Consider the following 13,220-nt stretch of genomic DNA (forward strand, 5'->3'; position numbering starts at 1 on the left):
CATGATTAATATTAACTGTTCGACAAATAATTACCTTGGTTTACTAATTGTTGGAATTGTTGCCAGCACACCATCATTTGCAGATAAGGATTCTACGATGAATCAGACCCGTCCAAAGATAGACGCATTATTTAAGCAAACCAAATCAGTTTGTTTCGGGCGTTTTATTCTTCAGGTTCCTGTGAGTGCATTGGTAACATGGGGAGAAACACATGTTAGATACGACATAGAATCCTACCCAAACGGTGGTGTAAAAATTCCAGTGAAAATACGAGAAAAAACAGAAGAAATAAAGGCTATTAAACACATCCGTGAGCCATCGACCTTTATTGGCGTTTTTGACGGGCCAAATAAAGAAAGTAAAATAGTAGTTGGTTATCCTGATTTTACAGATAATTTAGGCGTACAAATTCATTCATTTATTCGATTGGGCGAAACGGGTTTTATACAAAAAGCTGACATCACCTTAAAATCAGCAAGAGATGAAAACGGGGACGATAAGTATGACAAACAATCATACAAACAGTTTGTTGTCGAATTTCAGGAAATTGCAGGTTTGTTGCGTTTGAGATCGGATGCAGAAATACCTACAGTTCCAGGTATTTGCATCGAAGCGGGCTTTATGCCAGAAGCTGTAGGCAAATATCACGAAATGACCTCGATAGGTTTTAGCTTCCCCGAATACCCAGATGTTCGATTTTCGGTTTCGACGATTCGTAAAAATAAAGTAAACCCTGAAAGTAGCCTCGAAAATATAATGAAAAATGCCAGAGAAGAGGCTGGTTTATTTGGCTTAACATCATTATTTAATCGAATTAAAGTTTTGCGCAAAGGCGAGCGTAAAATTGGCGATTGGGATGGTGCGGAGCAATTATCGTGGATGCCCCCCGATGAAAAAGGGATGCCATGGACGCATGAATTTAAGTTCAAGTCTATTGGCGTAGCAAAAGATATGTTCAGACCATATATAAATATGGAATTAAGTACCGGCGTAAGCAAAAATAGCAAGGGTGTCAATGAACCAAGCCTTAAGGATGATGAGGCTATTGCGCTATGGGATAAACTCACTACGTCAATTCAAACGCGGCCCACAAAGTAAATGATGTTTATATTCGAAAAAAGAAGGCTCAATGGCTATTTTCTTATTTTTACTTTGGCATTGAGTAATGGCGCATGGGCAGGTGCGGGTTCTAAAATGAATTTGACCAATTCAACCATTGAAGCCATGTTTAAACAAACTAAATCTGTTTGTTTCGGGCGTTTTATTATTCAAGTTCCTATGAGCGCTAAGATTTCATGGGGTGAGACAATTGTTGAATATAGTATTTCTGCATTTCCAGGAGAGAGTGCCAAAATTCGAGAGCTGACGCAGGAAAAAATTGAAGAAATCAAAGCCATAAAACATAACAAAGAACCATTGGCTTTAATTGGAGTTTTTGATGGACCAAATAAAGATAGTAAGGTTGTTGTTGGTTATACAGATTACACATCAAATTATTCGGCCCAGTTACACTCATTTATTAAAATAGATAAAAATGGATTTGTTCAAAAAATATCTAATGCTCCACTAAGCTCGTCAACAACAGATTTTATCTTTGATAAGAAAGCATATACTGGTGCTCTTGCAAAAATGCAGAATATTGCAAGTGTATTACGCTCTCGCACCGATGCTAACGTACCAACTGATTCTGGCATTTGCATCGAAGCGGGTTTCATTCCCGAGGCAGAGGGGAAATACCACGAAATGACCTCGATAGGTTTTAGCTTCCCTGAATATCCAGATGTTCGATTTTCGATTTCGACGATTCGAACAGATAAAGCAAACCCCAAAGACAGTCTTGAATATATGATGAAAGAAGCAGCAGAAAGTGCTGGCGTTTTCGGGATGTTATCATTGTTTAATCGAATTAAAGTTTTGCGCAAAGGCGAGCGTAAAATTGGCGATTGGGATGGTGCGGAGCAATTATCGTGGATGCCCCCCGATGAAAAAGGGATGCCATGGACGCATGAATTTAAGTTCAAGTCTATTGGCGTAGCAAAAGATATGTTCAGACCATATATAAATATGGAATTAAGTACCGGCGTAAGCAAAAATAGCAAGGGTGTCAATGAACCAAGCCTTAAGGATGATGAGGCTATTGCGCTATGGGATAAACTCACTGCTTCAATTCAAACACGGCCTACAAAGTAAACTACATTTACGCTTAAAAAATTCTTTTTTTAAAACGAGCACATCTTTAGATATTACCTATCCCAACCATTTAAATTGCTTATTATGGCTAAAAAAACCTACTCATTTGAATTTATCCTTGCGGTTCTGAAGCAAGGTGAAGCAGGAGCTTCAGCCATAGAGCTACACCGTCGGCATGGCATTTCCCCCGCTACATTTTATACGTGGCGGATGAAATTTAGCGGTATGGATGTCGCAATGATGGAGGAAAGAAAAACACACCTCCATGCAAAAGCCCTTTTAAGAAGAAAGCAGGCGAACGCAGAGAAAAAAGATCGAGCGCTCAATGAATTAAATAAACCATCGCAAGCTGCACAGAGCTTATTGCCCAGCGCGGTGCAAAAGGCTATAAAACGCTGGAAGGCATGCGTAAGAAGTCATACCACAATTGAAAAACAAAAATTAATCAGCCTGAAGGCCATTCAAGGCATTGTGCAAGCTTGGGGTGGTGAGTGCTTATCCAATCATTATGTAAATTTATCGACAAGAATGCCTGTTCGCTGCGCTAAGGGGCATCATTGGCAATGTTATCCCAGTCATTTAATTGCAGGGAAATTTTGCCTTATTTGCGCTAAGTATGAACAAAGGCAGCGTGATTTAGAAAAGATCAAAAAGATAGCTGCTGCACGCGGCTGGCAATGTCTGACGATTGAATATAAGGGCTGTAAATCTGCCGTTGCATGGCGTTGTAAAAATGGGCATGAATTTACAGCCAGACCCGATAGCATGAGAGCGGGCTTTGGTTGCATGCAATGCTTTAAAGACCGCCGTCAAAAAACGCTGGCCAAGATGCAAGACTTGGCAAAAGCAAGAGGAGGGGTTTGCTTATCTGAAATTTATGACCCTTACTCCCCTCTGCTTTGGCAATGTAAACGTGGCCATATATGGAAATCTCCCTCTGGATCGGTTTGTAGTGGCCATTGGTGTCAGCAGTGCTCATCTATAGAAAAGATAACCCGATCTGGCAGCCCTGCTTGGATCAAGTATGAAAACATTTACAAACCCCAATAATTCATTGAGGTGCGCTTTTAAATGTAATAGGCAATTCATCCTGCCGCTCGGTGTTTGAATCTGCCATCCCGACTAGATCCAGTGTTTCCGAGAGTAATATTTGTTCTAGCTCCAATAAGGGTAATGGCGGGCTGAAGTAATAGCCTTGGATTTGATCGCAGTGGTAGCGCAGTAAAAACGCGAGCTGGGCTTCGGTTTCTACTCCTTCGGCGATCACTTCAAGTTTTAAGCTATGGGCCATGCGGATAATGGCCAGCGCAATGGCTGCATCGTCAGGATTGGTGGTCACTTCGCGAATAAACGCGATATCAATCTTGAGTTTATCAATTGGAAAGCGCCGTAAATAGGCGAGGCTTGAGTAGCCGGTGCCAAAGTCATCAATAGAAATTTGCACGCCGCGCGTTTTCAGGTTTTTCAAGATGGTGATGGTGCGCTCGGTATTCACCATTAACGATCCTTCCGTTAGCTCTAATTCGAGCAAATCGGCGGGAATATCATGATCAAGCAGTGCTTTAAGCACATCCCCTTCTAAGTCGCCTTCAATAAATTGGCGACCCGCCACGTTGACAGAGATTTGCATAGGGCCAATTGCGCCGTGCAGCCATTGTCCGATTTGCTGGCAAGCAGTTGTGATGGCCCAGCTTCCTACTCGCACAATCAGCCCTGTTTCTTCGAGAATAGGGATAAAGAGGTGGGGGGAGATTAAGCCATATCCAGGGCGCTGCCAGCGTAATAAGGCTTCAAGCCCTATAATTCGGCCGCTTTTGAGCAGCACTTTGGGCTGGTAATGTAGTACAAATTCCTTGTTTTCTACGGCCTTGTGTAAAGCCACTTCAAGATCGTGCCGGGCTAAAACTTCGGCATTCATTTGCGCGGTAAAAAAACGATAGGTATCACGCCCTGCTTGCTTGGCTCTGTACATCGCGGTATCGGCATATTTGATGAGTGTTTCATGGGCCGTGGCGTCATCGGGGTAAATGGTGATGCCCATGCTAGCGCTGATCGTCACTTCCTGGTCTTGAATCTCAAAGGGTTCACGCAATACTTCACGTATTTTGTTGGCGACGAGTGTGGGGTATGAGGACTCGTCATGCATCAGCAAAATGAGCGCAAATTCATCGCCGCCTAAGCGCCCCACCGTGTCACGGGGACGTACGCATTGAACTAAGCGATTGCCAAACTGGTTGAGTAGCTCATCGCCGATTGCGTGGCCTAAAGTGTCGTTTATATTTTTAAAGTGGTCTAAATCAACAAATAACACGGCGAGCAACCAATCGCTATCTGTGGCTTGAATCAGCGCGTTTTTAAGTGCCTCATAAAACAGGGTGCGGTTAGGCAGGCCGGTCAGCACATCGTAATGGGCCAACTGATGCAGGCGCTGCGCTGATTCCTTACGTTCGGTCAGATCGCGTGCTACGCCCACAATAATCCAGTCATTTCCTGATTTCTGAGCTTGTTGATGAACTTCTACTTGTAAATAAGTGCCGTCTTTACGCCGTATCGTGGTGTCCACCAGCACATCAATTTTTTGGCCTGCGATGATGTTGTCGTAGCTGTTTTCCAGTGCTTCAAGCGAGACTTCGCCAATTTCAGCGGGGCTTGAGTCAAATAATTCCTGGCGGGTATAGCCCAGCATGCTGCAAGCGGTGGCATTGATTTCAACAAAGCGCATGGTATTGCGGCTAACCAAGAAAATAGCATCGGCCGTGGCATCCATCGCAGAACGAAAACGTTGTAAATCAGCGGTACGAGCCTGTACTTCTTGCTCCAAGATCACGCTATGGTTTTGTAGAAAGTCTCCAAAAGCTTTTAAACGCAGTAAATTGCGCACTCGTAGCCATAATTCGGCGCGATCAACGGGCTTAGTTAAAAACTCTTCAGCCCCTGCATTAAGCCCTGCCAGTCGTGCGCTTCTATCGTCGAGTGCCGTAACCATGATGATGGGAATATTGGAAGTGGCAGGGTTGGCTTTGAGGATGACGGCCACTTCAAAGCCATCCATGCCCGGCATCATGATATCGAGCAAGATTAAATCTGGCGCATGCTCGGCAATCGAGGCCAGTGCTTCTTCGCCACTGCTTGCACAGCGCGTAAAATAACCTTCTGGTCTGAGCAATGCTTCGAGCAACTTACGATTCTGAATTTCATCATCCACAATCAAAATGGTGGGAGCCGTGCTGCTCATGGCATCTGATCTGCCGGCTTGCCCTTAGCCAGCAAGGTGTTGATGACGGCATACAGCTCTTGGTAGCGTAGTGGTTTGGCAATATAGGCATCGCAACCGGCGATCTGGCTTTTTTCTTCATCGGCTTTCATGGCCAGTGCCGTGAGTGCAATCACCGGAATCGCGGCGGTGCTGGGGTCTTGTTTGAGCAAGGCGGTTGCAGCTAAGCCATCCATATCCGGTAACTGGATATCCATTAAGATGAGATCCGGCTGCTCGGCGCGCGCCAGTGTCAGGCCGGTTTCAGCATCGACTGCACACAGCACCGTATGGTCTGCATTTCGGAGCAGCAGCGCAGTCAGCTTCATATTCGCCGCGTTGTCTTCAATGACTAATACTCTGGCCATCGGGTGTCCTTTCTAATGGGGGCCTTAATGCGCGCTTCACTTTGGCGGTAAAGCCTAGATGGTCAAACCCCGCTTTTTCAACAATCTGAATCCGTCGCTCAGGCTTGCTATTAAGTGCAGCCCGATCCAGCTCGGTGATCTGTTTGGAGGTCACTATTAAGATGGGAATATGCTCGGTAGCAGGATCAAGCTCTAATGCTTCTACGACTTCAAAGCCACTCATATCAGGCATGATTAGATCGAGTAAAATTAAGTCAGGATTAAGTTGCTGCGCTAGCTTTAGCCCTTCTTTACCGCTGAGCGCCCGCACGACAATATAGGCTGGGGCGGATAAAAAGACGGTCAGTGCATCAATCGCTTTGGCATCATCGTCAATCACTAGGACGGTGTAAGGGTTTTGCAGGCTAGGGTTTAAGCGCAGGTTGGCTAGGGCTATTTTTAACTCGGTATGGCTGATTGGCTTTTGTAAAACGGCAGCGGCGCCTTCAAGTAAAGCCATTTTGCTATCGCTATGATTAGAGATAATCACGACAGGCACATGGGCTAAGTGACGGTTTTCGCGTATTTGCAAAAGAAACTCCCAAGCGCCTCCTGTGCCTGGTAAATCTAGGTCGAGCGTAATCAAGCGCAGGTTTAGCTGTGGGGCGAGTCGTAATGCGGCCTCTGCTGTGGCCGCATAGCGTACGGAAAAGCCTTCTGCTTCAAGTTGCAGGCCAATCAGATCGGCCACTCGCTCGTTACTTTCGATGACTAATGCTATGCATTCTTTGGTATCAGCAAAGTTTCTACTTATTGCGGAAGAGGGCGTTGCAGACGGCATACTGCGTAAGGGGAGCCAAGCGGCAAAGCACGCGCCTTCGCCTTCAGCACTCGCGACGGCCACCGTACCGCCATGCAGCTCGGCCAGCTGTTTAACCATGGCTAGCCCCAAGCCTGTGCCTTCAAATTTACGCGCTAAGCGGCTGTCGATCTGGCTAAAGGCCTGAAATAATTTCGCCATATTGGCTTTGGAAATACCGATGCCATTATCGCTTACGCAAATTTCAAGAAACTCGCTGTATTCGTTGTCGGCTAAAGGAAAACTATGCACTGGCCATGTGCCAGATAGTTGCCCTACGCTGCTGCGTAAAACACGACGCGCTTTGAGGGTGACGCACCCCCCACTGGCGGTAAACTTGACCGAGTTAGAGAGCAAGTTGTAAACAATTTGCTTGGTTTTTCGCTGATCGAGCTGAGGAATACCTAAGTCTTCGCTGGCGTCCAGCTCTAGCCGGATGCGTTGAGTGGCGGCTTTTTCTTTGACAATAGACAGGCTGCTTGCCAGCAGGCTGTGCAAATCAACCGTTTCCAAATCTAGCGTCATCATGCCCGCTTCAACTTTGGATAAATCGAGAATGTCATTAATCAGTGAGAGTAGGTGCTGGCCGCTGGTGAAAATATCACCGATGTATTCGTGCTGAATGTCACTGGTCGGGCCCATAAAGCCATCTTTTAAGGCTTCAGAAAAGCCAATAATGGCGTTAAGCGGCGTGCGCAGCTCGTGCGACATGGTGGCGAGAAACTCTGATTTCATTCGGCTGGCGTGTTCTAGCTCAATGTTTTTTTCTTGTAAGGTAAGTTCAAAGCGCTTGCGCTCGGTTACATCCCGCGCCGCTGCAAAGACGCCTTGCACCTTGCGGTCTCGATCATGAAAGGTGGCCGCATTGTAGGACACCACGGTTTCTACACCGTTTTGCGCTCTGACGGTTAGCTCGTAATCGCTGACTTTGTTTTCTGTAAGCACACGTTTAATGGCGGCATCGGCCCGCACTGGGTCGGTAAAAAAGTTTTTGCAGGGCGCACCGATTAGCTCATCACGGGTTCGCCCGGTGAGTGCGATCATTTGCTGGTTTACATCGGAAATAATGCCCTGCGGATCGGTGGTCATCAGCGCATCGATATTGGATTCAATCAAAGAGCGGGTATAAAACTGCTGATCGCGTAAGCGCTGATCGAGCACGGTACGGGCTTCTTCAACTTGCTTGCGGGCGGCATTGTCGGTGCCTATCAATAAATAGCCGATGATGGCATCTTGCGCATCGCGTAGCGCCGTGACAGAGACCACGGCTGGAAAGCGGCTGCCGTCTTTGCGAAAATAAGTAAGCTCGTAAATATCTTCAATACCGCGCGTTGCCTTGAACACTAAGGCTTCAAAGCCGGGGGTGATCGGGGTGTCTAGCTCCAAGCTGAGGGCTGTGGCGCGAGCGATTAATTCTTGCGGGTCAGAAATATCTGCAGGGGTAATTTTGTTCATGACTTCGGCTGCGGTATAGCCCAGCATGCGCTCGGCCCCCACATTAAAAATCTGAATCACGCCTTTGGCATCGGTGGCAATGCTGGAGAAATTGGCACTGTTAAAAATCGCTCTTTGTAGTGCGCCCGCTTTAAGCAGTGCTTCTTCTGCCAGTTTACGAGCCGTGTTGTCGGTACTAATCAGTAAATAGCCGATGATGGCATCTTCGGCATCACGCAGTGCGGTGACGGAAACAACCGCGGGAAAACGACTGCCATCCTTGCGGATTTTAGTTAGCTCATAAATATCCTCAATGCCGCGTGCCGCCTTAAATACCAGCGCCTCAAAACCCGGGGTAATGGGCGTACCCAGCTCAATACTCAGCGCCTCAGCACGGGCCACCAGCTCCTGTGGGTCAGAGAAATCTGCAGGGGTGATTTTGTTCATGACTTCTATGGCGGTATAGCCCAGCATGCGCTCGGCACCGACGTTAAAAATCTGAATCACGCCTTTGGCATCGGTGGCAATACTGGAGAAATTAGCGCTGTTAAAAATAGCAGTTTGCAAGGCTCCGGCTTTAAGTAGCGCAGCTTCAATCCGCTTACGCTCGGTAATATCCCGGGCCGCAGCAAACACACCGAGCACATTACCGCGCACATCTTTATAAACGGAAGCGTTATAAAGCACGTCGGTAAGACGGCCATCGCTGTGCCGGATCGTCAACGGATAATCTGTTACAAAACCTTGGGCAAAAACCCGCTGGTAGCCTTCACGCGCTTTGGCAGGCTCAGTAAAGTAGTCAGAAAAATCAGTGCCGATCAGCTTCTCACGCACCACGCCGGTGGCCTTAATCGAGGCCTCATTAATATCCGTTATTTTGCCTTCGGCACTGATGGTCACCAGCGGATCAAGACTGGCCTCAAGCAAACTGCGGGCATACTGCGAAGCCTGTTTACGCGCCGTATTATCGGTGCCAATCAGTAAATAGCCGATGATGGCGTCTTGCTCATCCCGCAGTGCAGTCACTGAAACCACGGCAGGAAAACGGCTGCCATCTTTGCGGATATAGGTAAGCTCGTAAATATCCTCAATACCGCGCGAGGCTTTGAATACCAAAGCTTCGAAGCCGGGCGTAATAGGGGTATCGAGCTCCAAGCTTAAGGCTGCTGCCCGCATAATCACTTCTTGCGGGTCAGAGATATCGGCGGGGGTGATTCGATTGACTACATCGAGCGCCTCATAGCCCAACATGCGCTCGGCACCGACATTAAAAATCTGGATGACGCCTTTTTCATCCGTGGCAATACTGGAGAAGTAGGCGCTGTTGAAAATAGCGTCTTGCAGGGCCCCTGTTTTTAGCAGCGTTTTTTGGCGACGAAATTCAGTAACTCCGTCTTGGCTGCTTGGCTTTTCGCCTTCTTCTGAACCAATGATCGACATATGCTCTTCCGCAAACAATACTACTTAAGTAAGCGTTCGGATAAGACGGCCAGCACCAAAGATGAGCAAAGTAATCAGGATCGGGACAAGCTGGCGGGTAAAAAAGACAGGTAGTGTTAAGAAATACTAACAGAGAATTTCGAAAGCGCAATCCGTTTTCGATTCGGCCAGAATGACCATTTCAATGCGTTTGAATGTAAAAGATGGCTTGTTCTAAGGGCTGGCATATGATTTTGTTTTTACAGTAAGCGCGTTTAAGTGGGGCGGAGCTTACGCCATTAAAAAGATGATCTTGATCAAAAGAAGCTTTCTCATTAGGGATTTCCAAGGTATGAAATACAGGTGGTAGGCAGGACGTGGCTAAATAGGGACTGTTACAATTTGACTTTATTAGCCGGAGTGATGGTCTTGTTTGCTGAATTTTGCTTGCCTGTTCATTTAGCCTCGTTGCGTGAACGTTTTCAGGCCGATGGCGTCGTTTTGCTGCGCGGCTTGCTATCGCCAGATCGAGTGAATGAAATTCGTGTGGCGGCAATGGATGCGGTAACCGCACGGCAGCCCCCTTTTGAATTAGAGGCCGAGCTGGGTTATCCCGGTGCGCCGATATCGACGGCAGTGGAGGGCGGTGGCACGATTCGGCGCTTAAGAAATATGGCAGCAAGAGGTCCTGTGTTTGCCGCTTGGGCGGGGGACCCGCAATTACTTACCATGGTGAGCCACTTGTTGGACACGCCGAAAATCACGCTGACCCAAGTGCACCATAATAGTTTAATGAGTAAGCAGCCTAGTTTTAGCAGCGATACCCGATGGCATCGGGATGTGCGTTACTGGCGCTTTGCCCGTCCTGAGTTGGTTTCTGCATGGCTGGCGCTGGGCAGTGAAACCAGTGAAAACGGTGGCCTAGGCTTTATTGGAGGCTCACATCAGGTCGATTTCCCTGATGAGGCCTATGATGAGCGCGAGTTTTTAATGGCCAATCACCCGCTGGCGGCACCTTGGGTGGCGCGCGCAGTGTTTCCGGATTTACAAGCCGGGGATGTGGTGCTGTTTGATGCGCGTACTTTTCATGCAGCCAGCAGAAATCGCACAGCGCATACTAAATATTCTTTGGTTTATAGCTATCATGCCAGTAGTAATCAGCCACTAGCAGGCTCACGCTCTGCTAGCCAACCGGGCTTGATATTTAATGCGGCAAAGCAGCAAATGGAGGTGTCGGGCTTGTAATATGGGGTGGTTTTTTGGCAGAAAACGAGCAGTGTGGAAAATTTATTGACCAGTAATCGACTGATTATTATGAATTATTTCCTAAGGCGTCGGAACTTAGTCGCGGAATCCACTTCGCGTGGTACAATCGCGCACTTTTTTAAAATCTGCAGCCCAGACAATGACAACCCGCGCCATTCGTAATATTGCAATTATTGCCCACGTTGACCACGGTAAGACTACCCTCGTTGACAAACTTCTCCGCCAATCCGGCACCTTCCGCGATAACCAACAGGTTACAGAACGCGTGATGGACAGTAATGATATCGAAAAAGAGCGCGGTATCACTATTCTGGCTAAAAACACTTCGCTTCAATACGAAGGCTACCATATCAACATCGTAGACACTCCAGGTCACGCCGATTTCGGTGGTGAAGTGGAACGTGTTCTGGGTATGGTTGATGGCGTATTGCTGCTGGTTGACGCGGTTGATGGCCCTATGCCACAAACCCGTTTCGTAACTAAAAAAGCTTTGGCGCTTGGCCTGAAGCCTATTGTTGTGATTAATAAAGTTGACCGTCCTGGCGCGCGCCCGGATTGGGTTGTAGACCAAACTTTCGATTTATTCGACAAGCTCGGCGCAACAGACGAACAGCTCGATTTCCCGGTTATCTACGCATCTGCTCTGAATGGCTACGCTAAGCTCGAACTCGAAACCGAGTCCGATAACATGCGCCCATTGCTAGATACCGTACTGACACACGTTCAAGCGCCTATTGGCGATCCTGATGCACCATTGCAATTGCAAATTTCTGCGCTGGATTACTCCACATACACCGGTCGCCTTGGGGTGGGCCGTGTACTGAATGGCCGTATCAAGCCAGGCCAAGCTGTTGTGGTGATGAATCACGACGACCAAGTTGGTCAAGGCCGTATCAATCAAGTATTGGGTTTCAGTGGTCTGGAACGCGTTGCGGTTGAAGAAGCACAAGCTGGCGATATTATTATTATCTCTGGTCTGGATGAAATCGGTATCGGCGTAACCATCTGTGATAAAGAAATGCCAGTAGGCGTGCCGATGTTAACCATCGATGAGCCAACACTGACCATGGACTTTATGGTGAACACTTCACCATTAGCTGGTACTGAAGGTAAATTCGTTACCAGCCGTCAAATCCGTGATCGTCTGACTAAAGAGCTGCTGATCAACGTAGCGCTGAAAGTAGAAGACACCGAAGACGCTGATATCTTCCGCGTTTCAGGTCGTGGTGAATTGCACCTGACTATTTTGCTAGAAAACATGCGTCGTGAAGGCTTTGAAATGGCCGTGGCTAAACCACGCGTTGTTTACAAAGAAATCGACGGTGTAAAATGTGAGCCTTACGAAAATCTGTCTATCGATCTTGAAGATGAACATCAAGGTGGCGTGATGGAAGAAATTGGTCGCCGCCGTGGTGAGTTGACCAATATGGAATCCGATGGTCAAGGCCGTACTCGTCTGGAATACCATATTCCAGCGCGTGGTTTGATCGGCTTCCAAGGCGATTTCATGACTATGACGCGTGGTACTGGCTTGATCGGTCACGTATTTGATGACTACGCACCGGCTAAAGCTGATATGCCAGGCCGTCATAACGGCGTATTGGTTTCACAAGAAAACGGTGACGCTGTAGCCTACGCATTGTGGAAGCTGGAAGACCGTGGTCGTATGTTTGTAGCCCCAGGCGATAAATTGTACGAAGGTATGGTGATTGGTATTCACACCCGTGATAACGATTTGGTGGTTAACCCGGTTAAGGGTAAGCAACTGACTAACGTTCGCGCATCCGGTACTGATGAAGCGGTTCGTTTGACCACTGCGATCAAAATGACACTCGAATCAGCGGTTGAGTTTATTGATGATGATGAATTGGTTGAAATTACACCAACAAGCATCCGTATTCGTAAGCGTTACTTAAACGAAACAGATCGTCGTCGTCACTTTAAAGCAAAAACACACTAAGCTTTTATTCCGGTTTTTCGGGATACACAACACCTCGCTGATGCGGGGTGTTTTTGTTTCAGGGGAGTAAAATGATCGAGGCAAAAAGTGTTCGGATTGATAAATGGCTGTGGGCTGCGCGGTTTTTTAAGACGCGCTCATTAGCAAGTGCCGCAATTGATGCAGGGCATGTACATCTTAATAAAGAACGAATCAAGCCCGCGCGTTTGCTAAAATTAGCCGATGTATTACGGATACGCACCGAGCAAGGCGAATTTGAAATCAGCGTGCTGGGCTTGTCTGAGCAGCGCGGGCCGGCCACGGCGGCACGCATGCTTTATCAGGAAAGTGAGGAGAGTGTGTTGCGGCGGCAGCGTGATCAAGAAGCGCGCCAGCTTGCTCCCCGCTTTGAGCACCCGGCAGGAGAGGGGAGGCCTAGTAAAAAATGGCGGCGGCAATTGCATCAGTTTGAGCAAAAAAACAGCTCAAGCGAATAGGATTTGCGGAAATTT

General features: G+C 47.5%; 9 protein-coding genes. 6 read left to right on the forward strand and 3 right to left on the reverse strand.

The features are described from left to right. Window position 1: 1 nt before the first annotated feature. The 3 genes from ACFQNF_RS14545 to ACFQNF_RS14555 all read left to right on the forward strand — a co-directional run bounded on the left by ACFQNF_RS14545 (window position 2) and on the right by ACFQNF_RS14555 (window position 3,241). Window positions 2–1,099, forward strand: coding sequence for a T6SS immunity protein Tli4 family protein (locus tag ACFQNF_RS14545; protein WP_380188657.1), 1,098 nt, complete (start codon window positions 2–4; stop codon window positions 1,097–1,099). After that, a complete protein-coding gene (locus ACFQNF_RS14550) occupies window positions 1,100–2,191 on the forward strand; it encodes a T6SS immunity protein Tli4 family protein (RefSeq protein ID WP_380188658.1) in 1,092 nt (363 codons plus the stop codon). Between the two features lie 84 nt (window positions 2,192–2,275). After that, on the forward strand, window positions 2,276–3,241 hold the full coding sequence (locus ACFQNF_RS14555; RefSeq protein WP_380188659.1) for a transposase: 966 nt from the start codon (window positions 2,276–2,278) through the stop codon (window positions 3,239–3,241). Window position 3,242: 1 nt separating this feature from the next. Here the strand turns inward: ACFQNF_RS14555 and ACFQNF_RS14560 are convergent, their stop codons facing one another. Genes ACFQNF_RS14560 through ACFQNF_RS14570 form a run of 3 tightly spaced genes read right to left on the reverse strand, consistent with a single transcriptional unit; the run spans window position 3,243 to window position 9,524 of the window. After that, the gene (locus ACFQNF_RS14560; RefSeq protein ID WP_380188660.1) at window positions 3,243–5,426 is read right to left on the reverse strand and encodes an EAL domain-containing response regulator; all 2,184 of its coding nucleotides are present in this window, start codon (window positions 5,424–5,426) and stop codon (window positions 3,243–3,245) included. Beyond that, a complete protein-coding gene (locus tag ACFQNF_RS14565) occupies window positions 5,423–5,812 on the reverse strand; it encodes a response regulator (RefSeq protein ID WP_380188661.1) in 390 nt (129 codons plus the stop codon). The genes ACFQNF_RS14560 and ACFQNF_RS14565 overlap by 4 nt, the downstream gene beginning before the upstream one ends. Then, window positions 5,790–9,524 (reverse strand): hybrid sensor histidine kinase/response regulator, encoded by a 3,735-nt coding sequence (locus tag ACFQNF_RS14570; RefSeq protein ID WP_380188662.1) that lies wholly within the window; start codon window positions 9,522–9,524, stop codon window positions 5,790–5,792. The genes ACFQNF_RS14565 and ACFQNF_RS14570 overlap by 23 nt, the downstream gene beginning before the upstream one ends. A 381-nt stretch (window positions 9,525–9,905) precedes the next feature. Between ACFQNF_RS14570 and ACFQNF_RS14575 the strand changes: the two genes are divergently transcribed. The 3 genes from ACFQNF_RS14575 to ACFQNF_RS14585 all read left to right on the forward strand — a co-directional run bounded on the left by ACFQNF_RS14575 (window position 9,906) and on the right by ACFQNF_RS14585 (window position 13,205). Continuing rightward, on the forward strand, window positions 9,906–10,748 hold the full coding sequence (locus tag ACFQNF_RS14575) for a phytanoyl-CoA dioxygenase family protein (protein WP_380188663.1): 843 nt from the start codon (window positions 9,906–9,908) through the stop codon (window positions 10,746–10,748). Between the two features lie 160 nt (window positions 10,749–10,908). Continuing rightward, window positions 10,909–12,729: a translational GTPase TypA gene (typA, locus tag ACFQNF_RS14580; protein WP_380188664.1), complete on the forward strand. Its 1,821-nt coding sequence runs from the start codon at window positions 10,909–10,911 to the stop codon at window positions 12,727–12,729. A gap of 71 nt (window positions 12,730–12,800) precedes the next feature. Beyond that, window positions 12,801–13,205: an RNA-binding S4 domain-containing protein gene (locus ACFQNF_RS14585; RefSeq protein WP_380188665.1), complete on the forward strand. Its 405-nt coding sequence runs from the start codon at window positions 12,801–12,803 to the stop codon at window positions 13,203–13,205. The last annotated feature ends 15 nt before the right edge of the window (window positions 13,206–13,220 follow it).

It is taken from the genome of Iodobacter arcticus (assembly GCF_042664895.1).
Taxonomy (GTDB): domain Bacteria; phylum Pseudomonadota; class Gammaproteobacteria; order Burkholderiales; family Chitinibacteraceae; genus Iodobacter; species Iodobacter arcticus.

Excerpts from the sequence above, each read along its gene's own strand:
- ACFQNF_RS14545 (WP_380188657.1), top strand. The coding sequence starts at position 2 with ATGATTAATATTAACTGTTCGACAAATAATTACCTTGGTTTACTAATT.
- ACFQNF_RS14550 (WP_380188658.1), top strand. The coding sequence starts at position 1,100 with ATGATGTTTATATTCGAAAAAAGAAGGCTCAATGGCTATTTTCTTATT.
- ACFQNF_RS14555 (WP_380188659.1), top strand. The coding sequence starts at position 2,276 with ATGGCTAAAAAAACCTACTCATTTGAATTTATCCTTGCGGTTCTGAAG.
- ACFQNF_RS14560 (WP_380188660.1), bottom strand. The coding sequence starts at position 5,426 with ATGAGCAGCACGGCTCCCACCATTTTGATTGTGGATGATGAAATTCAG.
- ACFQNF_RS14565 (WP_380188661.1), bottom strand. The coding sequence starts at position 5,812 with ATGGCCAGAGTATTAGTCATTGAAGACAACGCGGCGAATATGAAGCTG.
- ACFQNF_RS14570 (WP_380188662.1), bottom strand. The coding sequence starts at position 9,524 with ATGTCGATCATTGGTTCAGAAGAAGGCGAAAAGCCAAGCAGCCAAGAC.
- typA (WP_380188664.1), top strand. The coding sequence starts at position 10,909 with ATGACAACCCGCGCCATTCGTAATATTGCAATTATTGCCCACGTTGAC.
- ACFQNF_RS14585 (WP_380188665.1), top strand. The coding sequence starts at position 12,801 with ATGATCGAGGCAAAAAGTGTTCGGATTGATAAATGGCTGTGGGCTGCG.